Below are 24,222 nucleotides of genomic sequence, written 5' to 3'. Positions count from 1 at the left end.
ATATGCTTGATTCTTATCCAGGCGTTACCGACGAGCGCCCTCAAGGCGCCGCGTGGCACTCCGCCACCTATCTGGCGTCCATGGATCGGGCGCTGCTGCTGTTCGATTTTGATCCGGCTGGCTCCTTGTTGAACGCCAACGCGAATTTTCTCGCCCTGGTCGGCCATGCCCGCGAAGAGGCCCTGGAGCTGCGCCATGACATGCTTTGCGACAGCATGGACGAAGGCAAGGGCATCGTCGGCGGCGAGCAGGTCTGGGCCCGGCTGCTGGGCGGCAAGCACTTCACCGGCACCTGCCGCTATCGCAAGAAGGACGGCGGCTTCGTCTGGATCGAAGCCACCTACATGCCCATCGCCGGCGAAGCCGGCGATGTCGTACGCATTTCCGTCATCTCCCGCAAATCCATCGCGGATGCCGACCGCCAGGAAGAGATCCGGCTCCTGTTGCTGGGCATCAACGAAACCGGCAATGCCGTCGCGGTGTCGGGCAAGGACGGCCGCATCCTCTACGTGAACGACGGCTTCCAGCGCATGCTGGGCTTTTCCCGCGGCGACGCCGTCAACCAGGAGCTGGGCGAACTGCTGGCCGGAGGCAGGCCGGACGGCGGCACGCGCGAAGAGCTGGGCCGCCGCATCGCCTGCCGCGAGGGCTACCACAAGGACGTGCTGGTCTACGATCGCGCCGGCCGCCCGCTGTGGGTGTCGGTGATGGCCAACTCCGTGTTCGACGAACGCGGCGCCCTGGTCAATATCGTGGACGTGCTGACGGACATCACGCCCACCAAGGTGCACGAAGTCTTGCAGCGCCGCGTGCTGCAAGCCATGGTCAATGAGGCCTCGGTGGTCGAGGTCATGAACATGGTGTGCCGCGAGGTCGAACGTCTGGCGCCCGAAGTCGCGGCCAGCGTCCTGCGGGTGGACGATGCCGGGCTGCTGCGGCCGCTGGCCGCGCCCAGCCTGCCGCAAGCCTACACCGACGCCTTGGACGGCGTGGCCATCGGGCCGCAGGCGGGCGCTTGCGGCACCTCTGCCTTCCTGGGCCGGCCGGTGATCGTGCCGGACATCTCCACCGATCCGCTGTGGGACGACTATCGACACCTGCCGCTGCCGGACGACGTGAAGGCCTGCTGGTCGTCGCCGATCAAGTCCAGCGATGGCCGGGTCATAGGCACCTTCGGTTTTTATTTCCGCGAGCGGCGTCTGCCCGACGATTTCCATCACCGGCTGGTGGACGTGTGCGTGTACTTGTGCGCGCTGGCGCTGGAGCGCGAGGAGGCCCGCGCGCGTATCCGCCAGTTGGCGTTCTATGACGAACTGACCGGCTTGCCCAACCGGAACCTGCTGCTGGCGCAGGCCGAGCAGGCCATCGCGCGCGCTGAACCCGAGCGCAAGCGTGTCGCCATTCTGTTCCTGGATCTGGATCGCTTCAAGCAGGTCAACGATACGCTGGGCCATCCCATAGGCGATGCGTTGCTGCGCGACGTGGCGCAGCGCTTGCGCCGCCTGGCGCGCGCGACCGACATCGTGGGCCGCTTGTCGGGCGACGAGTTCGTGATGCTGATGCCGGACTTTGAACACGGTCGACTGACGACGGCGGCGGAGCATGTGCTGGTCGCCTTGGCTCAGCCGTTCTCGGTGGGCGGCATCACGCTCAATCCCTCGGTCAGCATCGGCATCAGCGTGTTCCCCGAGAACGGACGCGACATGGATACGTTGCTGCGCCATGCCGACATGGCGATGTACCAGGCCAAGACGGCGGGGCGCAACCGCATCTCTTTCTTCAGCGCCGAAATGAACCGGCAGGCGCAGGAGCGCCTGGCGCTGGAGGCCGCCTTGCGCGATGCGCTGGAGGCGAAGGCTTTGCGGTTGCACTATCAACCGCAGGTGGGGTTGAAGAACGGTCAGCTGTACGGGGTCGAGGCGCTGGCGCGCTGGCGTCATCCGACGCTGGGCGATATCTCGCCGGCGCGCTTTGTGCCGCTGGCCGAGGAATGCGGGTTGATCGGCGACCTGGGCGACTGGGCGGTGCACGAGGCTTGTTCGCAGTTGGCGGTCTGGCGGGCGAAGGGCCTGCGGGTGCCGTCGGTGTCGGTGAACCTGTCTGCGACGAATTTCCACAATCTGAATCTGCCGCGGTTGATCGAGGCGACGCTGGCCGAGTTCGGGCTGGCGGCGGCGGATCTGATGCTGGAGATCACGGAAGGCGTGGTGCTGGATGCGACGGCGGGTACGTTGCGGACGATCGCGGAGCTGCATCGCTTGGGGGTGCGGTTGTCGATGGACGATTTCGGGACTGGCTATTCCAGCCTGGGGCATTTGCGGCGACTGATCGTGGATGAACTGAAGCTGGATCGCAGTTTCGTGCAGGGGCTGGAGAGCGATGACGCGGCTCGGGCGTTGACGAGCGCGGTGATTCGTATCGGCGAGAGCCTGAGTCTGCCTGTGGTGGCCGAGGGCGTCGAGAACGAAGAGCAGCGGCGGTTTTTGATCGAGCAGGGGTGTGCGGCGGGGCAGGGGTTCTTGTTTTCGCCGCCGTTGCCGGCTGCTGATCTTGAGGAGTGGCTGCGGGGGCGGCCGTAGGTTCTTTGGCTGCTGCTGCTTTCGCCGCTTCTGTGGTTTCTGTGGCTTCCGTTGGTTCTTAAGGCGCCAGTCGCTTCGGCGGCCTGGCGTGCGCGGGGCAACGATTGCGGTCCGGAGCGTTCGCTCCGGACTTCCCCTTCGTCATCGTCGTCCAGGCCTTCGGCCTTCCCTTCCGATTCCCTCGGGCTTATCGACGCCCCGCGCACGCCAGGCCGCCGAAGCGACTGGCTCGGCTGGTTGAATCTTTACGGGTGTTGGGGCGGGTGGTTTGCTTGGCGTTCTTGGCGCCGGTGGCGGATGGTGGAAGATCTTGCGGGGCCCGCCCCAGGTCGGCCGCGCGGGCGGCCGACCTGGGGCATACGCTTGGTATTGCGACTGCGACTGTGACTGCGGTCGCGGTTGCTGTCGCAGGCGCTGCGCGCTTGGCGCCACGGGCCGCCGTGTCTTGCCCGTGGCGCGCCTGCCTCTTACTTCGATGCCACCGTTTCCGGCGGCACCGGATTCTCCCAGCCGCCGCCAATTGCGCGGATCAGGCCTACGGCCGAGCGCGCTTGTTCGCCGCTGAGCTGCACGGCGACGCGTTGCTGCAGCAGGACGCTGCGGTCGGCTTCGATGACGTCCAGGTAGCTGATGGAGCCTTCGCGGTACTGCGTGTGCGAGAGCTTGGCGGCGCGGGCGGCTGCGTCGACGGCTGCGTCTTGCGCCTTGGTCTGGTCGGCCAGGATGCGCAGGTTGGCCAGGTTGTCTTCCACTTCGCGGAACGCGTTCAGCACGGTCTGGCGGTAGACGGCGACGTCTTCCTCGTAGACGGCGCGGGCGCGGTCCAGGCCGGCCTGGCGGCGGCCGCCGTCGAAGATGGGCATGGACAGCGCGGCGCCGACCAGCGGACCCAGCAGGAAGGTGCGGCTGGACCACTGGAACAGGTTGCCCAGGTCCGAGGACTCGTAGCCGAAGGCGCCGGTGATGTCCAGGCGCGGGAAGAACGCGGACTTGGCAGCGCCGATGCGGGCGTTGGCGGCGGCCATGGCGCGTTCGGCGGCGGCGATGTCGGGGCGGCGTTCCAGCAGCGTGGATGGCAGGCCGGCGGGGATCGACAGCGCGACCTTCTGGATGGGCTGCTCGGGCATGGCGAAGTCTGACGGGGCGCGGCCCAGCAGCACGGCCAGCGCGTGCTCGGAGGCGGCGCGGCGGCGGTCGATGCCCAGGGCTTCGGATTGCGCGCTGGCAAGTTCGGCCTTGGCGCGGGCCAGGTCGAGTTCGCTGATGTCGCCGGCGTCGTAGCGGCGCTGGATCAGTTGCAGGGTGTCGGTGCGCAGCTTGACCGTCTGGCGGTAGAGCTGCGATTCGGCGTCCTGTTCGCGCACCAGGAAGTAGGTGGTGGCGACGTCGGCCTGCAGGGCCAGCAGCACGGAACGGTACAGGGCCTCGCTTTGCTGGGCGTCGGCGCTGGCGGCGTCGTAGGTGGAGGCGACGCGGCCGAACAGGTCGGCTTCGTAGGAAACGGCGCCTTGGGCGCGCCAAGTCGTGACCGGGCTGGTCGAGGTGCCGTCGGGCAGGCCCTGCGACACGGCCGAGGGGCGCTGGCGGTTGGGGCCGAAGGCGGCGTCCAGGTTGGGGAAGAAGCCGGCGCGGGCTTCGCGTTGCAGCGCGCGCGATTGGGTCAGGCGGGCGGCGGCGGCCTGCAGGTTCTGGTTGGCCTTTTGGGCTTCTTCCTGCAGCTGGTTCAGCCCTTCGTCGCCGAACACTTTCCACCAGGCGCCGCGCAGCGCGTCTTCCGACGGTTCGGCGGTCTTCCAGGTGCCGGCCTCGGATGCGGGCAGGGCGGCTTCCTTGAAGGCCGCGGGCACCGCGGCCGAGGGGCGTTCGTAGGTGGGGCCCACCGCGCAGCCGGCCAGCACGAGCAGGACGGCAAGCAGGGCGGAACCGCGGGTCAGTCTTTTGATCATGATGACTATTCTCTTGTGGGCGCCTTCCGCCTAGGGGGCGGAAGGCGCTGTCTAGCTACTGTGGTGAGCCGGCTCAGGCGTGATGTTGCTGGGCGGGTTGCGCGTTCGGGGCCACGTGCGGGACGCACACGGGAGCCTCGTGCGGCGCGGCGGAGTGCAGCGTCTTGCCGCCCAGCGTGCGCAGCAGCACGTAGAACACGGGGGTCAGGAACAGGCCGAACAGGGTCACGCCCAGCATGCCGAAGAACACCGCGATGCCCATGGCCTGGCGCATTTCAGAACCCGCGCCCGAGGACAGCACCAGCGGCACCACGCCCATGATGAACGCGATGGACGTCATCAGGATGGGGCGCAGGCGCAGGCGGCTGGCCTCGATGGCGGCGTCCAGCGGACTGCGGCCGTTCATTTCCAGTTCGCGGGCGAATTCCACGATCAGGATCGCGTTCTTCGCCGACAGGCCCACCAGCACCATCAGGCCGATCTGCGTGAAGATGTTGTTGTCGTTGCCGGTCAGGTAGACGCCCGTCAGCGCGGCCAGGATGCTCATCGGCACGATCAGGATCACGGCCAGCGGCAGGGTCAGGCTTTCGTACAACGCGGCCAGCACCAGGAACACCAGCAGCACGCTGATCGGGAACACCCACAGGCCCGCGTTGCCCGCCAGGATCTGCTGGTAGGTCAGGTCGGTCCACTCCATCTTCATGCCGCGCGGCAGGGTCTCGGCGGCGATGCGCTCGGCCGCGGCCTGGGCCTGGTCGGACGAGTAGCCGGGCGCCGGACCGCCGTTGATGTCGGCGGCGGTGTAGCCGTTGTAGCGCACCACCATTTCCGGGCCGAAGGTCTGGTTGACGGTGACGAGCGAGGACAACGGCACCATTTCGCCGGCGACGTTGCGGGTCTTCAGTTGCAGGATGTCGTCGGCGTGCGCGCGGAATTGCGCGTCGGCTTGCGCCCGCACCTGGAAGACGCGGCCGAAACGGTTGAAGTCGTTGACATACATCGAGCCCAGGTAGATCTGCATGGTGTCGAAGACTTCCGTCACCGGCACGCCCAGTTGCTTGGCCTTGACGCGGTCCAGGTCCACGTCCAGCTGCGGCACGTTGATCTCATAGCTGGAGAAGGCGGGGCCCAGTTCCGGCGTCTGGCGCGCCTTTTCCAGGAAGGCTTGCTTGGCCTTGTCCAGTGCGGCGTAGCCGGCGGCGCTGCGGTCTTCGATCTGGAACTTGAAACCGCCCAGCGTGCCCAGGCCCATCACGGGCGGGGGCGGGAACACGGCGATGAACGAGTCCTGGATGGCCGCGAACTTCTGGTTGAGCGAGCCCGCGATGGCGTCGCCCGACAGCGCGGCGTTCTTGCGCTCTTCGAAGGGCTTGAGCATGACGAACACGATGCCGGCGCTCGAACTATTGGTGAAGCCGTTGATCGACAGGCCGGGGAAGGCGATGGTGCTCTGTACGCCGGGTTCCTTCAGGGCGATGTCGCTCATGCGGCGGATCACCGCGTCCGTGCGGTCCAGCGAGGCGCCGTTGGGCAGCTGCGTGAAGGCGATCAGGTACTGCTTGTCCTGCGCGGGCACGAAGCCGCCGGGCACCAGATAGGAGACGCCGACGGTGGCGGCCACCAGCACGGCGTACACGCCCATGGCGCTGGCCTTGCGGCGGATCACTTTGGTGACGCCCGTGCCGTACGACTCGGACGCGCGGCCGAACATATTGTTGAACCAGTTGAAGAAGCGGCCGAAGACGCGGTTCATGCCACGGGTCAGCCAGTCGGGCTTGTCGTGGTGGCTCTTGAGCAGGATGGCCGACAGCGCGGGCGACAGGGTCAGCGAGTTGAAGGCCGAGATCACCGTCGAGATGGCGATGGTCATGGCGAACTGCTTGTAGAACTGGCCGGTCAGGCCCGTCATGAAGGCCAGCGGCACGAACACCGCGCACAGCGTCAGCGCAATGGCGATGATGGGGCCGCTGACCTCACGCATGGCGCGATAGGTCGCGTCGCGCGGACTCAGGCCCGCGGCGATGTTGCGCTCCACGTTTTCCACCACCACGATGGCGTCGTCCACCACGATGCCGATGGCCAGCACCATGCCGAACAGCGACAGCGCGTTGATGGAATAGCCGAACATCAGCAGCAGGGCGAAGGTCCCCACGATGGACACGGGCACCGCCAGCAGCGGGATGATGGACGCGCGCCAGGTCTGCAGGAACAGGATCACCACCAGCACCACCAGGGCGATCGCTTCCAGCAGCGTGGTCACCACGGCTTTGATGCTGGCGCGCACGAATTGGGTGGGGTCGTATTCGATGCGGTATTCCACGCCCGGCGGGAAGTCCTGCGACAGCTCGGCCATGGCGGCGCGCACCTGGCTGGACACGTCCAGCGCGTTGGCGCCGGGCGACTGCATGATGCCCATGCCCACCGCCTGCTTGTTGTCCAGCAGCGACCGCAAGCCGTATTCCTGCGCGTCCAGTTCCACGCGGGCCACGTCCGACAGGTAGGTCACGGCGCCATCGGGCGAGGTCTTCAGGATGATGTCGCGGAATTCCTCTTCGGTCTGCAGGCGGCCGCGGGCATTCACGTTCAGTTGCAGCGGCACGTCGCCCAGCGTGGGGGACGCGCCGATGACGCCGGCGGCGACCTGCACGTTCTGTTCGCGGATGGCGGCGACCACTTCGCTCGCGGTCATGCCGCGCTGGGCGACTTTCTGCGGGTCCAGCCAGACGCGCATGGAATAGTTGCCCGAGCCCCACACCGTCACTTCGCCCACGCCGGTGATGCGGGCGAGGCGGTCCTTGACGTTCAGGATCGCGTAGTTGCGCAGGTAGGTGATGTCGTAGCGGTCATTGGGCGAGATCAGGTGCACCACCAGCGTCAGCGTGGGCGAGCTCTTGGCCGTGGTCACGCCCAGGCGCTGCACGTCCGGCGGCAGGCGCGGCAGCGCTTGCGACACGCGGTTCTGCACCAGCTGCTGCGCCTTGTCCGGGTCCACGCCCAGCTTGAAGTTGACCGTCAGGGTCAGGTTGCCGTCGCTGTTGGCCTGCGACTGCATGTACAGCATGTCCTCGACGCCGTTGATGGATTCCTCCAGCGGCGAGGCCACGGTTTCGGCGATGACCTTGGGGTTGGCGCCTGGATACTGCGCGCGCACGACCACGGACGGCGGCACCACTTCCGGATACTCGGAGATGGGCAGCTGGAACATGGCCAGCAGGCCCGCCAGCAGCACCAGGACCGACAGCACGCCGGCGAAGATCGGCCGGTCGATGAAGAATTTCGAGATATTCATGGACGTTCTCGTTAGACGCGCCGGCTCAGTTCAGGGTGGCCGAGGCGGTCTTGACCGGGTTGCGTTGGGCCGCAACCATGGGGACGACGGTGGGGGTCACGGCATCGCCGGGACGGATGCGCTGCAGGCCGTTGACGACGATGCGTTCGCCGGCGGCCAGGCCCGAATCGACCACGCGCAGGCCTTCCTGGTTGGCGCCCAGCTTGACCTGGCGGTAGACGGCATGGTTCTTGTCGTCCAGCACCAGCACGTAGCGCTTGTCCTGGTCGGTGCCGATGGCCTTTTCGTCGATCAGCACGGCCTGGCGCGGTTCGCTGCCGCCCAGGCGGACGCGGGCGTACAGGCCAGGCAGCAGCTGGCCGTCGGCGTTGTCGAACTCGGCGCGCACGCGGATCGTGCCGGAGGTGGTGTCCAGGCGGTTGTCCACGGACTGCACGACGCCGGTGCGCGAATAGCCTTCCTCGTTGGCCAGGCCCAGCTCCACCGGCACGGCGCCGGCGCGGCCGCCGCGCGCAGGGTTCACATAGCGCAGGAAGGTTTGTTCATCCACGTCGAACGATGCGTACATCTTGGACACCGACACCAGGCGGGTCAGCGGCACGGAGCCGGCGCCAGCCGCCACCACGTTGCCCACCGTGACCTCGGCGCGCGACACGCGGCCGTCCACCGGGGCTTCGATGCGGGTGTAGCCGAGGTTCAGCTTGGCATAGTCCAGCGCCGCCTGGGCGCCTTGCAGGTTGGCGGCGGCTTCGCGTGCGGCGTTCTGCTTTTCCTCGAAATCGCGGCGGGCGATGGCGTTGTCCGTCAGCAGGCGCTGGCCGCGGGCCAGTTCGCTGGCGGTATACGAGGCGCGGGCCTTCGCGGCGGTCAGGGCGGCGGCGGCGCGGTCCACCTCGGCCGCGTAGGGACGCGGGTCGATGGTGAAGAGCACGTCGCCCTTCTTGACGATGCTGCCGTCCTGGAAGTGCACGGCGGTCAGGGTGCCCGACACCAGGGGACGGATGTCGACGCGGTCGATGGCTTCCAGGCGGCCGGAGTAGCGCTGCCAGTCCACGATGGTCTTGTTCAGGACCTCGGCCACTTCGACTGGCGGCGCCGTGGGGGCAGTCTGCGCCTGCGCCGCATTGGCGCCAGCGGGAGCGCGGAAGAGGGCATAACCACCGCCAGCGGCGACGATGGCGGCAAAGACGGCGAGCACAGCAATACGATTGCGCGAAACCATGGTGTTTCCTTGAGAGATGATGGGGCGAAAGCGCGCTTGCCTGGATGAGCCTGGGGGCGGAGGCGGCTGCGGCGGCCTGGGGCAGGCCTGTCCTCGGGATCCGGCGGAAATGCTGCAATGCAACATGCAATGCTGCTGCGCATCCCAGGCAAAGGCGCCTGATCGGGGCGGGTCTTTGCGGGTGCCGGAATCTGAGGATAGGCTTGCCCTTTGATGGCGCCTGGCGGCAAGGGCACTTCAAGATGGTTTGCATTCTGAGCGGTTTAGGGGGTCGGATAAACCCTGATGTTTCGGCAACACTAGTCGTAAGGATCGACTAATCAACGCCGAAATCGGGTTATGCTCCGTCCACACCGACTATTTCCCCTAAAGGACACCGTCGCCATGGACCGTTTTCAGGCTATGCAGGTGTTTGTGCGCGTCGTGGACGCCAATAGCTTCACCCGGGCGGCCGACAGCCTCTCGCTTCCGCGCACCACCGTCACCACCATCATCCAGAACCTCGAACGCCTCTTGGGCGTGCGCCTGCTCAATCGCACCACGCGCCGTATCGGCCTGACGCCCGACGGCGCGGGCTATTACCAGCACTGCGTGCGCATTCTGGCCGACGTCGAGGAAACCGAGGCCTGCTTCCAGGAAGCGGCCCTGCGCCTGAAGGGCAGGCTGCGCATCGATGCCCCAACCTGCATCGGGCGGCTGATCCTGATCCCCTCATTGTGTGATTTCCACGACAAATACCCCGACGTGGAGCTGGTGCTGGGCCTGGGCGACCGCCCAGTCGACATGGTGCAGGAGGCCGTGGATTGCGTGATCCGCGCCGGCGACCTGGAGGATTCCAGCCTGGTCGCGCGCCGCATCGGCACGCTGCAGAGCGTGACCTGCGCCTCGCCCACCTATGTGGCGCGCCATGGCTTGCCGCAGAGCATCGACGAACTGCGCGACCATCACGCCGTGCACTATTTCTCCAGCCGTACCGGCCGCAATTGCGCCTGGGATTTCCGGGTCGACGGCAAGCACCAGGAAGTCGAAATGAAGGGCGTGGTGTCGGTGAACGAATCCGGCGCCTACCTGGATTGCGGGCTCAAGGGCTTCGGCTTGATCCAGACACCGCGTTACATGGCGCTGCCGCACCTGCAATCGGGCGAACTCATCGAGGTGCTGCCGCAATGGAAGCCCAGCCCCACCGCGATTTCGGTGCTGTATCCGCAAAGCCGCCAGCTGTCGCCCAAGGTGCGCGCCTTCACCGACTGGGCCGCTGAATTGTTCGCCAGCTGCCCGCTACTGAGCGGCCGCGACGAGACCGATCCGGCCGCGGCCAGCTGCAGCGTCTACGCCCGCGGGGCTGGCCAGGCGAACGCCGCGCCGTCCGCCGCGCCCAGGCCTGCGCTGGAGGAATACCTGCCGCCGCGCCGCCGTACCGCGCGCGAAGAGGCCGCGGAGTACGCGTTGTAAGCGCATGGCGTGGGGGGCGGATCCGCCCTCCACCTGGGGAATCACGGGAAACCCCGTAGTAAATACAGACCTTGCGTCCCTCGAATTGCATGAAACGTCTGTATAGTCCGACAGTCAAAGCCTACAACGTCCTTACTGTCGATCCGCTCCATGCAGCCTGTACTACCCGCTTACCTGATCGCCCGTTGGCTTTTGTTGCTCGTGCTGTTGGCGGGGGTGTACTTCCTCAGCGGTTTCCTGGTCCCCGCGCTCGCCGCACTCATCATCGGCCTGGCCAGCTGGCCCTTGTACCAGCGGCTGGTCGCGCGCTGCGGCGGCCGCAACGCGCTGGCAGCCTCGCTGGCGCTGCTGGTGGTGATCGTCGTGCTGATCGTGCCGATGTCGTTCGCGCTGTCCTACGCCATCAAGGAAGCCAGTACCTTCTTCGCCTGGGCCATCGCCGCCAACCGCCATGGCGTGGCCGTGCCCAACTGGATCACCTCCATGCCTGTAGTGGGCGAGCGCCTGAGCCAGTACTGGGAATCCTATATCGGCCAGCCCCATGCGCTGGGCGCCCTGGTCGAGGCCGTCAGCGGCGAGCATCTGGGCAATATCTACCGCATGGTCCTGGCGGCCACGGGCAATGTGTTCCAGTTGCTGCTGACCGTGCTGTTCATGCTGATCACGCTGTTCTTCGTCTACAAGGACGGCATCCGCATGGTGGCCCAGCTGGACGTGCTGGGCGAACGCATCCTGCCTGCCCGCTGGCAGCGCTTTTCGCGCGTGGTGCCGGCCACCATCAACTCTACCGTCACCGGCATGGGCCTGATCGCCCTGGGCGAGGGCGTGGTGCTGGGCATCGCCTACTGGGTGGCGGGCGTGCCGTCGCCCGTGCTGCTGGGCGTGGTCACCGGCTTCATGGCGCTGATACCCGGCGGCGCGCCGCTGTCGTTCACGCTGGTGTCGCTCTATCTGGTCGGCTCGGGCCATCTGGTGGCGGGCATCGCGCTGATGGTGTGGGGCAGCGTGGAACTCTTCATCGTCGACAAGACCCTGCGTCCGCGGCTGGTGGGCGGGCCGGTCAAGCTGCCTTTCCTGCCGACCTTCTTCGGGTTGGTGGGGGGCGTGAAGACGATGGGCATCGTCGGGCTGTTCGTCGGCCCCGTGCTGATGGCCCTGCTGGTGGCGGTGTGGCGCGAATGGGTGCACCATGAGGTGCAGGAACGCGATGCCGCCCGCATCAATCCTCCCGCCCAACCCCCTGCTGCTTGAATGCCATGTTGTTGCCTGATGACCAGATAGCCGTCCTGCGCGAGCAGGGCTTCGTGGTGGCGCGCCAGTTCGCCAGCCCGGAACAGGTGGCGGCGCTGCGCGCCGTTGCCGAACGCCATTTGCGCGACCACGTCGCGCCCATCGAATACGAAGCCGACCTGCGCTATCCCGGCGCGCCCGAGTCGCGCGCGGCCGAAGGCGGGCTGACCGTGCGGCGCCTGCTCGGCGCCTATGGCCGCGACCCCTTGTTCGCGCAATGGGCCGCCGATTCCCGCATCGGCCAGTGGCTGGGACGCTACTTCGGCGAAACGCCGGTGCTGTCCACCGTGCATCACAACTGCGTGATGACCAAGCATCCGGCCTATGGCAGCCTGACCGGCTGGCACCAGGACATCCGCTATTGGTCGTTTTCCGACACCGATCTGGTGTCCACCTGGCTGGCGCTGGGCCCGGAAACGCGCGCCAACGGCGGCCTGTCCTTCATCCCGGGTTCACACGCGGCCGCCTTCGCGCCGGAACAGTTCGACCAGCAGAAGTTCTTCCGCGACGACGCGCCCCAGAACGCCGCGTGGATCGCCCGCGCGGTCTGCCCCGAACTGCAGGCGGGCGACGTGGTGTTCTTCCATTGCCGCACCCTGCATGCCGCCCAGGGCAACGCCAGCGACCGCGTGAAGCTGTCGCTGGTGCATACCTACCATCCACAGTCCTGTCATCCGCTGCCGGGCACGCGCTCGGCCAGCCAGCCGGGCGTGCCGCTGACGGTCCCGGCCGCCTGATGCTCTGAGTCAGCGCCGCATTCTGCGGCGCTGTTCCTTTCTCGATCAGCCGCCACTGCGGCCCGTGCTGTCCGCCTGAAATCTCTCCGGGCGCGGCCCCGCATGCGCCGACTTTCCCGGTCCGGGTTCGTGTCCTGACGGGATCTTCCCCCCTTGATTGTCGACCACTGCGCCCGCTCGCTGGCGGGCTCGGCTGCGGGCGCTTTTTCCGGTGCTGAAAGGGCCTGCGCCAAAAAATGGGCCTAGTCCTATGTCTTGCCCGGATCGGAGAGGACTAGCCCGATGGGCGGCCTGCGCCGCGAAATCTACGATGCAGTTGTTGAGTACGCGAACTGAAAAGACCTGTCCCCAACGGTCCCTCAAGCACTAGCGCACGCAGCAAAGATCCGCCCGCAAAGGCGATTTCCCTCACCTCAAAACCCAACTCAAAAGACTCATCATGAAAAAGACCCTCCTGACCGCTGCTCTGGCCATCGCCGGCCTCGCCTCTTTCGCCAGCGCCCACGCCGCCGACGGCACCATCGAATTCACCGGCAACATCACCGCCAACACCTGCGTCATCAACGGCGGCAACGGCGGCGAGAACTTCACCGTGGCCCTGCCCACCGTGTCGGCCAAGACGCTGGAAACCGCAGGCGCCACCGCCGGCCGTACGCCGTTCAAGATCGCGCTGAGCAGCTGCACCTCCGACCAGCCGGTTTCGGTCCACTTCGAAGGCGGCCCCACCGTTTCGCAAACCACCGGCCGTCTGATCGTTGACGCCGGCGGCGCCGAGAAAGTCGAACTGGGCCTGCTGAACAACTCGTTCGGCGAAATCATGGCCGGCGCGGCCATCGGCCAGCAGAACTCGCAGACCGTGACGCTGTCCGGCGGCAAGGCTGACCTGGACTACTTCGTCGAGTACCACTCGCTGGGCAACGCCACCGCCGGCGCCGCCAACTCGCGCGTGCAGTACTCGATCTCCTACGAGTAATGCGCCGACTCGGCGGCTGCCTCCCCGGGGCCGCCGAGTCAGGTGTTTCCCTGCAAGCCGTCTCACCCCGCTCCCCGAGACGGCTTGGAAGGAAACCGACCATAGACGCAGCATCCACCACCAAGGGCTACATCATGAAAACTCTACGCCGCACCCTGATGGCCGCCGCAACGCTTGCCGCGGGCTGTTTTGCACTCCAGGCGCAGGCCAGCGTCGTTATTGCCAGCACGCGCGTGATCTATCCGGCGCAAGAACGCGAAGTCACCATCAAGCTGAGCAACGACGGCCGTACGCCTGCCCTGGTTCAGTCGTGGCTGGACGACGGCAGCATCACCGACGCGCCGGAAACGCTGAAGGTTCCTTTCGTGCTGACGCCCGCCATCTTCCGCGTGGATCCCGGCAAGGGGCAGACCCTGCGTCTGATCCACACCAAGGAATCGATGCCGCAGGATAAGGAAAGCATGTACTGGCTCAACGTGCTGGAAGTCCCGCCCAAGGCTCAGGCCGGCGAAGACGCCAATCGCCTGCAGCTTGCCTTTCGCACGCGCATCAAGGTGATGTATCGCCCGCAAGGCCTGCCGGGCCAGGCAGACGAGGCGCCGGCGCAGCTGCGTTGGGAGGTCGCTCCCGCCGCGGCCGGCAAAGGCTATGCGCTGAAAGCCAGCAATCCCACGCCCTATGTCGTGAACCTGGGCAAGATCAGCCTGCAGTCTGGCGGCCAGACCTTCGATGCCGGAGCCGGTTACGTCAAGCCGGGCGACTCCACGTTGTTTCCCCTCGCGGGAATGACATCGGCGCCGGCAGGCGGTGCCCAGGTCAAGTTCAACAGCATCAACGACTGGGGCGCGAACGTCGAAGGCTCCCTGCCGCTGATGTCGGGACCCGCGTCCTCCCTGCGCTAGGTCACCAGGCCGCGCAAGCGCGCGGCGCCCATCTCACCAAACTCCCTTAGTGATGGATGCCGGCAACGGCATCCGCGGGGAGAGTGTTGTCCAGCGTTTTCACCGAATCCACTCTTTCAGCTCCGCCGTCATGAAGAAAACCCTTTCAAAGCTCCTGCATACGCGAGATAGCGTCAGTCTGCGTCTGACCCCTCTTTGCGCGGCACTGCTGCTGGCCCTGGTTGCGCATGAGCGGGTGGCGCAGGCCGCCGAGGCCGACGCATCCGGAACGATGGTGGCTTCGGTGGAATTCGAGGATGCCTTCCTGATGGGCGGCTCGGGCCAGCGCACCGACCTGTCGCGCTTCGCCAAGGGAAACATGGCCGCGCCCGGCAACTATTCGGTGGACTTGTTCATCAACCAAAGCTATGTGGGCCGCGTCGATGTGCCGTTCGCGGCGGTTGCCGGCGAGGCGGCGGCGCAGCCCGTGTTCGACCGTCAGCTGTTGCAGCGCATCGGCGTCGACCTGGGCAAGCTGCCCGCCGAGGCGACCGCAAAGCTGGCGCAAGACGCCAGCCTGCGCCTGGACGAGATCGCCGCGGACGCCAGCAGCGATTTCGACTTCGGCGACCAGCGCCTGGACCTCAGCATTCCCCAGGCCGCCATGAGCCGCCACGCCCGCGGTTACGTCAGTCCGGAACTATGGGACTCAGGCGTCAACGCGGCCATGGTCGATTACGACTTCAACCTGTACAACTACCGCAACAAGGCGTTTGGCGGCACGCAGCGGCAGGGCTATCTGGGCTTGCGCGCGGGCGTCAACCTGGGTGATTGGCGTCTGCGCCACAACGGCTCCTATTCTTTCGATTCCCAGGGCCAGCGCCAGTACCAGAACATCTCGACTTACGCGCAGCGCGAGATCGTTGCGCTGTCGTCCCAACTCACCTTGGGCGAAGCCTATACCAGCGGCGAACTGTTCGAGTCCACGCCCTTCAAGGGCGTGCGCCTGGCCAGCGACGATCGCATGCTGCCCGACTCGATGCGCGGCTACGCGCCCGTGGTGCGCGGCATGGCCAACAGCAACGCGCGGGTCACCATCCGGCAGAACTCGGTCGTTATTTACGAAACCACGGTGGCGCCGGGGGCCTTTGAAATCACCGACCTGTACGCCACCGGCTACGGCGGAGACCTGGATGTGTCGGTGCAGGAAGCCGACGGCAGCGTGCGCAGGTTTTCGGTGCCCTACGCCGCCGTGCCGATGTCGCTGCGCCCGGGCGTGAGCCGCTATAGCGTGGTCGGCGGCGCCGTGCGCAACAAGCAATTGTCGAAAAGCCCGCATTTCCTGCAGGCTACCTACCAACGCGGCCTGTCCAATCTGGTCACGGGTTATGCCGGCGCCACGGTGGCGCAAAACTACACCTCGGTCTTGTTGGGCGGGGCCCTGAATACGTCGGCCGGAGCGTTCGGCCTGGACGCGACCCAGTCGCGCCTGTCGCAGGCAGACGCTACGCATACCGGCACCAGCATGCGCGCCAGCTATGCAAAGAACCTGCCCAACACTGGCACCAACGTCTCCATCGCGGCGTACCGCTATTCCACCAGCGGCTTCTACGGCCTGAACGAAGCCATGAATTCGCTCTACGGCTATGGCCAGTACCGTTATACCGGCAGCATGGTGCGCGAGCGCAACCGCGCCTCGATCATGCTGAGCCAGCAGTTGGGCGGGCAGCGCGGCAGCATCAACCTGACCGCCTCGGGCGTGGACCATTGGAACCGCGACGGCCGCGACGTGAACTACAGCATCGCCTATGCGAACCGGTACAAGACCGTGGGCTACAACATCAGCGTCCAGCGTCAGCGCGACAGCCGGCAGCAGATGGGCACCGCGGTCTACGCGACCATCAGCATTCCGCTGGGCAAGAGCAATCCGCTCAGCCTGTCGACCAATGCCGGACGCGACTCCGACGGCCGCTTGCGGGTGCAAAGCACGTTGTCCGGCTCCACGGGCGAGGACAATGATCTGTCCTACAGCCTTAGCGCCGACCATGCTTCCGGCGGTTCGGGTGACAGCATGAACGGCGGCAGCGCCAGCATGCTCTACCGCGCGCCGGTCGCCGAATTCACGGGCAGCGCAGGCGTGGGTACGGGCTATTCGCAAAGCTCGGTAGGCGTGCGCGGGGCGCTCGTCGCGCATCCGGGCGGCCTTACGCTGTCGCAGCCGCTTTCGGAAACCTTCGGCATCGTTGAAGCGCCCGACGCCGAAGGCGCACGTCTGCTCAATGCCTCGGGCGTGCGCGTCAACAGCCGTGGATATGCCGTCGTGCCGCATCTGACGCCGTATCGCATGAACACGGTGGAAATCGATCCCAAGGGGCTGTCCACCGATGTGGAACTGCAGGTCACCAGCCAGCAGGTGGCGCCGCGCGCCGGTGCGGTCGCGATGCTGCGGTACGCCACGGTCTCGGGGCGGTCGGCCATGCTGCAGGTGCTGAAAGCCGATGGCAAGCCGCTGCCGTTCGGCGCCAGCGTGGTGGATGAGCATGGTGTGGAAGTCGGTCTGGTCGGGCAGGCAAGCCGTGTACTGGCGCGCGGCCTGCAGGACCGCGGCCAATTGACCGTCAAGTGGGGCGAACTGCCTGGCGATGTATGCCGCATGGATTATGAACTTCCGGCCACGGAAAAAGGCATGGGTCCGGACAGCTATCGGCAGATCGAAACCCGCTGCAGCTAGATATCTCTCAATTTACCTTCGACCGGAATCGCAAGATGAATACGTTTCGAATACTGTTTTTGCTTGGCGCGACGTTGCTGTCGCTGGTCTACTCCCCCGCCAACGCTGCCGGCGATCAATTTCCGTGCGAGCAACCCCATTTTTTGGGGATCGTCCTTCCTGCCACGATCGAGCTTAATGCCGACGTGGGTGTCGGTCAGGTGATGTGGTCCGGTACGGTGGGCACCCGAGCGCTTATACCTGGTAGATGTGCGTCCGAAGAGTCTCCCCCGGGCGCTTTGCTTATCTACCTAGACGTATATGAACAGAATGGGGTCTTTAATACTGGCATTCCCGGGGTAGGCGCTCGCATCAAGTCCCGGTACAGGTCCTGCGTCTCCAATTATTGGCCGACGGAATGCGAGACCGTAGTGGAAGGGACCCCTCCGAAGGTAACGATCGAGTATGAACTGATCAAGACTGGGAATGTGGGTTCTGGATCCTTTGGGTGTTGCGAGGATATCGCCTTTTGGACCTTCGGAAGTACCCAGAACACCTATGCTCGGTTCCGGTACGCCGGGACGACCACCGTACGAGTGAGAAGGCCGCCGACTTGTTCCTTTTCGTCGAATGACACCATCCATACCTCGCTGGGCGTGGTTTCCAAGACGGTTTTCAAGGGTATCGGCTCGACGTCGGCTGAGCGCCCTTTCAAGATCGATCTGAGTTGCAAGGGAGGGGATGGCCTGAGCTCGCTGGATGTGTACGCCACGTTGACGGACGCCACCAAGCCAGGCAACCGCTCCAAGGTGCTGAACTTGTCGCCCGGGTCCGGCGCCACGGGCGTCGGGGTCGAAATATTGAATGGCACCACGGTGCTGGGATATGGCGCGGACTCGAACGTGCTTGGCAACCCTGGCCAATGGAAGGCAGGCACCGTGTCGCCCGGAGCCAGTGTCTTTTCCATCCCGTTGACGGCGCGCTACGTGCAAACCGACGAGGTCGTGACTGTCGGAACCGCCAATGCGCGGGCCACGTTCACGATGAGCTATCAGTAGCGGCGCCCCAGCCGCCACAACAGAATCGTCGCGATCAGGATCGCGGCGACATTGAACTGCATGGCGTTGGCAAAAGCGCTGGCATGACGTTCGGCCGCGCCCGCAGCGGCATGCGCATCGAGTGCGCCGGCGTACAGCATGCCCGCCGCCGACACGCCCAGCGCCGCGCCCACCTGCTGCAAGGTCGACACCACGCCGGCCGCCATGCCAGCGTGGCGGTCGTCGACGAAGCCCAGCGCCAGATTCACCAGCGGCGTGTTGACGGCGCCCTGGGCCGCGCCCAGCCACACCAGCGCCGGCAACAGCGACCACGGCGCCAGGCTCGCGCCGGCCGCGTCCACCTGCAGCATCAAGGTTGCCGTGGCGCCGCCATACAGCAGGGCGGCCAGTGCGATGGCGAGCGTGCCGAAGCGCGCCACCAGCCGCGGCGCCGCCATCGATCCGGCCACGAAGCCCACGCTGGCGGGGGCGAAGATCAGGCCGGCCGTCAGCGCGTCCAGGCCGAAGCCAGTCTGCACCAGCAGCGCATAGCAGAGGAACATGGCGCTGGCGGTGGAGAACACCAGCATGACCAGCAGACAACCCGCCGCGAAGCGCGGCTGCGCCAGCAAGGCCATGTCAACTAGCGGCGCGCCGCCGCGGGCCGCGACACGCCGCTGCATGCGCACGAACAGCGCCAGCGCGATCAGCGCCGCCACGCCGCAGGCCACCGTCCACACGGGCCAGCGGCGCGCGGGACCTTCTATCAGCGCCAGCAGCAGCAGGGCCAGTCCTGCGCCCACCAGCGCCGAACCGGGCCAGTCCATGCTGGCGGCCGAGGGCTCGCGCGATTCCGGGATATGGCGTGCCAGCCGCCACGCCAACAGGCCCAGCGGCACGTTGAGCAGGAAGATGCTGCGCCATGCCAGCCCGAACAGGTCGGCATGCACGATCCAGCCGCCCAGCACCTGTCCGGCGATGGCCGCCAGTCCCAGCGTCATGCCCAGCAAGCCGAAGGCGCGCTGCCGTTCCTGGCCCTGATAGCTGACTCGGATCAACGCATACACCTGCGGAAACAGCATGGCCGCGGCCATGCCTTGCAGGATGCGCGCGGCGATCAGCGTGTCGGCCGTGGGCGCCAGGCCGCACAGCGCCGAGGCCAGCGCAAACCCCGCCATGCCCAGCATGAACAGGCGCCGCCGGCCATGGCGGTCGCCCAGCCGGCTGCCCGCGATCAGCAGCACGCCATAGGCCAGCTCGTAGGCGGCGATGATGAAGCTGATCTGCGCGAAGCTGGCGGACAAGGTGGATTGCATGCTGGGAATGGCGACGTTCACCACGAACAGATCGAAGATCGTGATGAAGCCGCCAGACAGCAGCACGGCCAGGCCCAGGCGGCCCAAGGCGGGCTGCGGCGCGGCGTGCGCGCCAGGGCAGGGGAGTGTGGAAGAAGACATGGAAAGCGCCATCGGAGTCAGGATGGGCGCTATTCTGGAGAGGCTTTTAGCCTTATACAATTTAGCTGTTTATGCTATTACCAGGTGCAATGGACTCATGACCGCAACCGCAGCCCCCAAGCGCCTGGAGCGCACCCGCGCCGATCTGTCGGAATTTCTGCGGCTGCGCCGCGAACGGCTCAGTCCTGCCGAGCTGGGGCTGCCCGCGGGAGGCCGCCGGCGCACGCCGGGATTGCGGCGCGAGGAAGTGGCCGCGTTGGCCGGCGTGGGCCTGGCCTGGTACACCTGGTTCGAACAAGGGCGCAACATCAGCGTGTCGGCAGGCTTCCTGGAAAACCTGGCGCGCGTGCTGAAGCTGGACGCGGCCGAACGCCGTCATCTCTACCTGCTGGCGCACCAGCGTCCGCCATCGGAACCGGGGCGCACCTGGTGCACGGTGCCCGCACAGGTGCGCCGCCTGATGGACGACCTGCCCGCGCGCCCGGCCTACATCCTCAATCTGCGCTGGGACGTAGTGGCGTGGAATGCGGCCGCGGACCGCGTGTTCAATTTTTCAACGCAGGCGCCGGGCCGCAGGAACCTGTTGTGGATGCTGTTCGCGGATCCGGCGATGCGCGAACTGTTCGTGGACTGGCCAGCGCAAGCGCCCGCCATGCTGTCCACATTCCGGCGCGACTTCGCCAGCGCGGGCCAGGCGCCGGACGTCGGAGAGCTGGTGGATGAACTGGAGCGCGTATCGCCGGACTTCAAGAGCTGGTGGCGCGAACACGATGTGCACGGGTCCTGCATGGGCCTGCGCAGCCTCTGCCTGCCAGCCCTGGGCGCGCTGGCGTTCGAGCATTCCACCTTGTCGGTGGACGAGAGCCGGCACCTGCGGCTGGTGGTTTACGCGCCCGCGCCCGACGAACCCAAGGCGGCGGCGTTCGAGCGTTGGCTCGCGGGGCGCGTAGCGGCCCGATCCAAGCCCGCACGTGGCACCAGGGAATAGGCGCGCCGTGGGTCTACGGAGCCGTGGCGGGCGGCTCCTATAGTCGGGGCATCTTCATACCGCCGCGTCCTCGCGGATGCTTCCGCCGGCCATGTCCACCACTGCGCTTTCCCGCCGCCACGCCTTGCTGCTGCTGGGCGTGGTGGTGCTGGCCTGGGGCTTCACCTGGATCGTCAACAAGCTGCTGTTGCAGTACATGACGCCTATCTGGGCAGCGGCCGCGCGCAGCATCGCGGGCACCGTCGCATTGCTGTTGCTGGGTCTCGCGCTGCGCCGCGTGGCCCGGCCGGTCAAGGCCGACCTTCCGGTGATTTTCAGCGTGGGGCTGCTGCACATGGGGGCGTTTGCCGCGCTGGTCAGCCTGGGCATGCTGTACGTGCCGGCGGGCCGCTCGGCCGTGCTGGCCTACACCACGCCTTTGTGGGTGATACCGGGCGCCTGGCTGTTCCTGAGGGAGTCAGTGGGGCCAGCCCGGCGGGCCGGGCTGGCGCTGGGCCTCCTGGGGCTGGTTGTCATCTTCAATCCGCTGGCTTTTGACTGGACCAATCGCGATGCCCTGTTGGGCAATGGCCTGATCCTGCTGGCGGCGCTGTGCTGGGCGGCCAATATCGTCTACGTGCGCGCACACCGCTGGGTTACGCCGCCCTTCGAACTCGCGCTGTGGCAGGCCCTGTTGGCTTCGGCCGTACTGTCGGCCGTGGCGTACGCAACCGAAGGTCCGCCGCAAGTGGCGTGGAGCGCCGACCTGGCATGGCTGCTGGGCTATGCCGGTGTCTTCGGCATCGCGGTGGCGCACTGGGCTGCCGTGAATGTAAATCGTGCCTTGCCCGCGGGCGTGACTTCCGTCGGATTGTTGGGGGTACCCGTGTTCGGCTTGCTGTGCTCGGCCCTGTTCCTGCACGAGCCGGTCAGCGTTTCGCTGCTGTTGGGCATGGCGCTCATCGTGGGAGGGATCGCGGCAGGGGTGATCGAACGTCGCGCTTGACGGCCGGACTATCGCAGGTATATCGTAAGATATATGTCGTAAGATATAACTCGTACGATAGACACCGGAGGTAAACCATGCGTGACGCCCAATTCCTTACCGCATTCGTGCGCCGAGCCCGCCAGAAGCCGCAGGGCCGCCACGGTCATTCCCATTCCCATCATCCCCATGCGCACCATCGCCACCACGGCGAAGGCCATGGCCACCACCAGCGCCACGCCGCCGCGGGCGGGGACTGGTTCTCCGGTCCGGCCGACGAGCGCGGCGAAGGCGGCGGCTTCGGCGGCGGTTTCGGCGACGACGGCCGCGGCTGGACCCGCAGCCGCAAAGTCAGCGCCGACGACCTGCAGCTGATGCTGCTGGGCCTGCTGGAAAAGAATCCCAGCCATGGCTACGAGCTGATCAAGGCGCTGGGTGCGCTCAGCAACGGTTTCTACACGCCCAGCCCCGGCATGGTGTATCCCGCGCTGACCTACCTGGAAGAGCTGGGCTACGCCACCGTCGAGCAAGAGGGCGCGAAGAAGCGCTATCACCTGGCGGAACCGGGCCATGCGCACCTGGACGGCAATCGCGAACGCCTGGCGCTGATGTTCAACAAGCTCAAGCACGTGGCGCGCAAGATGGACTGGATGCGCCAGGCCTGGAGCGGCCAGCCGCGCAACGTCGGCCCCGAAGGCGAAGACACCGCCACCGGCTGGCTGCCGGAGTTCGTGGCCGCGCGCCAGGCGCTCAAGCGCGCGCTGCTGGACCGCACCGACGCCTCGCCCGCCGAGCAGCGGCGCATCGCGGCCATCCTGGCCCGCGCCACTGCCGACATCACGGAACAGAGCTGTTCCTGAAGACCTCATTCCTGGAGTATCCATGACCCGCAACGACCTGAATGTCGAACGCGTCCGCCACAACCTGAAGATGCGCACGCTGACCGTGGCCAGCGTCGAACGCGTCGCAGGCCTGATGGCCCGCGTCACCTTCACCGGCGACGAACTGCAGGACTTCGTGTCCGCCTCGTTCGACGACCACGTCAAACTGTTCTTTCCCGCCGATCCTTCCCTGCCGCCAGCGCTGCCGGCGGTGACACCGGACGGCATCAAGTTCCCGGAGGACATGCCCAAGCCCGCCGCCCGCGACTACACGCCGCGCTTTTTCGACGCGGCGCGCAAGGAGCTCGTCATCGACTTCGTGCTGCACGGCGACGGCCCCGCGTCCACCTGGGCCGAACAGGCCAAGCCGGGCCAGTTGCTGGGCATAGGCGGGCCGCGCGGCTCCTTCGTCGTACCCACGGGCTTCGACTGGCATGTGCTGATCGGAGATGAAACCGCCTTGCCCGCCATCGCCCGCCGACTGGAAGAGCTGCCGGCCAGCGCGCAGGCGCTGGTGCTGATCGAAGTGCCGGATGCTTCCAACGAAATCCCGCTGGCTACCGCAGCGCAAGCCTCGGTGCGCTGGCTGCACCGCAACGGCACCGCGGCGGGCTACAGCACCCTGTTGCTGGAAGCCGCGCGCGAGCTGACGCTGCCGCCGGGCGAAGGCTATGCCTGGGTGGCCGCGGAATCGGCCGCGGCCAAGGCCGTGCGGGAAATCATGGTTGCGCAGCACGGCGTCGACAAGAGCCGCATCCGTGCGGCCAGCTACTGGAAACGCGGCGCCGTGGCTGTGCACGAATCGCACGAAGGCTGAATCGTCGGCTGGCGATGGAGTAAAGATCTTCAGCCGCCGGCCAACGCCAGCAGATTGCGCACCCGCCCGCCCGCGCCTTCTTCGCGCACAGCCAGGCCCAGCACCGCGCGCGGCCAGTCCAGCGCGAAAGGGCGGTACACCACGCCGTCGGGGCGCAGATGGCGCAGCGATTCCGGTACGATGGCCACGCCCATGCCCGCCGCTACCAGGTTCACCGCCGACGACAGTTGCGGCGCGCGCTGGCCGATCTGCGGATTCAGTCCATGCTGGCGGCAGGCGGCCATGATGTCGGCGCTGAGTCCATAGCCGGATTTGCGCGAATACAGGATGAAGCGTTCCTGCTCCAGATCGGAGGGTGCCAGCCGCTTGCGCCGCGCCAGCGCGTGGCCCAGCGGCAGCGCCACCACCAGCGGTTCCTGCGCCAGTTGCGTGAATGCCAGGCCGCCGTCCAGCGCGAAGGGCGGGCGCACGAAGGCCGCGTCGATCGCGCCGCTGCGCAGTTGCGTCACCAGCGTTTCGCTATCGCCCTGCGACAGCGTCATCTCCACGTCCGGATAGCGCTGCCGGTACTGCCGTATCAGTTCCGTCACCACGCCGCTGAAGGACGCGGATTCCGTGAATCCCAATGTCAGTTCGCCGACTTCGCCGCGCGCGGCCCGCTGCGCCGTGCGCACGGCGGCGTCAGCCCGCTGCAGGATGTCTTGCGCGCAGACCAGGAAGGCGCGTCCGGCATCGTTCAGCGCAACGCCACGCCCGGTGCGATCGAACAGCGGCGTGCCGACTTCCTGCTCCAGTTGGCGGATCTGCTGCGACAGCGGCGGCTGCGCCATGCCCAGCTGCTCGGCCGCGCGTGTGAAGTGCTGGGCCTCGGCGGTGGCGACGAAGTAACGCAGGTGGCGCAGTTCCATATTGGTACTTTGAAAGTATTGATTATGAATTTTCCATATATTGGACATTCTATTGCGACGGGCCGATCATGCATACATCGACGACACCCGC

The 24,222-nt window shown here is 66.6% G+C and carries 17 protein-coding genes; 12 read left to right on the top strand and 5 right to left on the bottom strand.

What is annotated here, in order from left to right:
• The first annotated feature begins 2 nt into the window (after positions 1-2).
• Positions 3-2,579, top strand: coding sequence for an EAL domain-containing protein (locus IB259_RS16135; protein WP_054459221.1), 2,577 nt, complete (start codon positions 3-5; stop codon positions 2,577-2,579).
• A gap of 467 nt (positions 2,580-3,046) precedes the next feature.
• Here the strand turns inward: IB259_RS16135 and IB259_RS16130 are convergent, their stop codons facing one another.
• The 3 genes from IB259_RS16130 to IB259_RS16120 form a co-directional block, all read right to left on the bottom strand.
• Positions 3,047-4,525 carry an efflux transporter outer membrane subunit gene (locus IB259_RS16130; RefSeq protein ID WP_054458788.1) on the bottom strand — a complete coding sequence of 493 codons (1,479 nt, stop codon included), beginning with the start codon at positions 4,523-4,525 and terminating at the stop codon, positions 3,047-3,049.
• Between the two features lie 73 nt (positions 4,526-4,598).
• Positions 4,599-7,814 carry an efflux RND transporter permease subunit gene (locus IB259_RS16125; protein WP_054458791.1) on the bottom strand — a complete coding sequence of 1,072 codons (3,216 nt, stop codon included), beginning with the start codon at positions 7,812-7,814 and terminating at the stop codon, positions 4,599-4,601.
• 25 nt (positions 7,815-7,839) lie between these two features.
• Positions 7,840-9,036, bottom strand: coding sequence for an efflux RND transporter periplasmic adaptor subunit (locus tag IB259_RS16120; RefSeq protein ID WP_054458793.1), 1,197 nt, complete (start codon positions 9,034-9,036; stop codon positions 7,840-7,842).
• A gap of 384 nt (positions 9,037-9,420) precedes the next feature.
• Here IB259_RS16120 and IB259_RS16115 point away from each other — a divergent pair, with 384 nt between their 5' ends.
• The 7 genes from IB259_RS16115 (at position 9,421) to IB259_RS31240 (ending at position 18,137) form a co-directional block, all read left to right on the top strand.
• Complete coding sequence (locus tag IB259_RS16115; RefSeq protein WP_054458795.1) at positions 9,421-10,488, top strand: LysR family transcriptional regulator; 1,068 nt, start codon at positions 9,421-9,423, stop codon at positions 10,486-10,488.
• Positions 10,489-10,638: 150 nt separating this feature from the next.
• The gene (locus tag IB259_RS16110; RefSeq protein ID WP_054458797.1) at positions 10,639-11,739 is read left to right on the top strand and encodes an AI-2E family transporter; all 1,101 of its coding nucleotides are present in this window, start codon (positions 10,639-10,641) and stop codon (positions 11,737-11,739) included.
• A gap of 5 nt (positions 11,740-11,744) precedes the next feature.
• A complete protein-coding gene (locus tag IB259_RS16105; protein WP_156337480.1) occupies positions 11,745-12,515 on the top strand; it encodes a phytanoyl-CoA dioxygenase family protein in 771 nt (256 codons plus the stop codon).
• A 439-nt stretch (positions 12,516-12,954) separates the two neighbouring features.
• Positions 12,955-13,488 carry a fimbrial protein gene (locus tag IB259_RS16100; protein WP_125470324.1) on the top strand — a complete coding sequence of 178 codons (534 nt, stop codon included), beginning with the start codon at positions 12,955-12,957 and terminating at the stop codon, positions 13,486-13,488.
• Positions 13,489-13,622: 134 nt separating this feature from the next.
• Positions 13,623-14,390, top strand: coding sequence for a molecular chaperone (locus IB259_RS16095; RefSeq protein ID WP_175180464.1), 768 nt, complete (start codon positions 13,623-13,625; stop codon positions 14,388-14,390).
• 130 nt (positions 14,391-14,520) lie between these two features.
• The gene (locus tag IB259_RS16090; protein WP_192329591.1) at positions 14,521-17,100 is read left to right on the top strand and encodes a fimbria/pilus outer membrane usher protein; all 2,580 of its coding nucleotides are present in this window, start codon (positions 14,521-14,523) and stop codon (positions 17,098-17,100) included.
• A gap of 575 nt (positions 17,101-17,675) precedes the next feature.
• Complete coding sequence (locus IB259_RS31240; RefSeq protein WP_158598578.1) at positions 17,676-18,137, top strand: fimbrial protein; 462 nt, start codon at positions 17,676-17,678, stop codon at positions 18,135-18,137.
• On the opposite strand, the gene IB259_RS16080 is transcribed toward IB259_RS31240, so the two are convergent.
• Entirely contained in the window at positions 18,131-19,573 is a 1,443-nt protein-coding gene (locus IB259_RS16080; RefSeq protein WP_225591287.1) for an MFS transporter, read from the bottom strand. The genes IB259_RS31240 and IB259_RS16080 overlap by 7 nt on opposite strands.
• Before the next feature lie 97 nt (positions 19,574-19,670).
• Here IB259_RS16080 and IB259_RS16075 point away from each other — a divergent pair, with 97 nt between their 5' ends.
• The 4 genes from IB259_RS16075 (at position 19,671) to IB259_RS16060 (ending at position 23,223) form a co-directional block, all read left to right on the top strand.
• A complete protein-coding gene (locus IB259_RS16075; protein ID WP_125470317.1) occupies positions 19,671-20,561 on the top strand; it encodes a helix-turn-helix transcriptional regulator in 891 nt (296 codons plus the stop codon).
• A gap of 91 nt (positions 20,562-20,652) precedes the next feature.
• Entirely contained in the window at positions 20,653-21,546 is an 894-nt protein-coding gene (locus IB259_RS16070) for a DMT family transporter (protein WP_192329587.1), read from the top strand.
• Positions 21,547-21,623: 77 nt separating this feature from the next.
• On the top strand, positions 21,624-22,385 hold the full coding sequence (locus IB259_RS31010) for a PadR family transcriptional regulator (RefSeq protein ID WP_225596866.1): 762 nt from the start codon (positions 21,624-21,626) through the stop codon (positions 22,383-22,385).
• Between the two features lie 22 nt (positions 22,386-22,407).
• Positions 22,408-23,223, top strand: coding sequence for a siderophore-interacting protein (locus IB259_RS16060; protein WP_054458815.1), 816 nt, complete (start codon positions 22,408-22,410; stop codon positions 23,221-23,223).
• Between the two features lie 29 nt (positions 23,224-23,252).
• Here the strand turns inward: IB259_RS16060 and IB259_RS16055 are convergent, their stop codons facing one another.
• On the bottom strand, positions 23,253-24,131 hold the full coding sequence (locus IB259_RS16055; RefSeq protein WP_125470313.1) for a LysR family transcriptional regulator: 879 nt from the start codon (positions 24,129-24,131) through the stop codon (positions 23,253-23,255).
• Positions 24,132-24,222: the final 91 nt, after the last annotated feature.

It is taken from the genome of Achromobacter sp. ACM04 (assembly GCF_014851465.1).
In the GTDB taxonomy this organism is placed as follows: domain Bacteria; phylum Pseudomonadota; class Gammaproteobacteria; order Burkholderiales; family Burkholderiaceae_B; genus Achromobacter; species Achromobacter aegrifaciens.
Note: the sequence above shows the minus strand (reverse complement) of the source record. Positions and strands in the feature narration are given on the sequence as shown.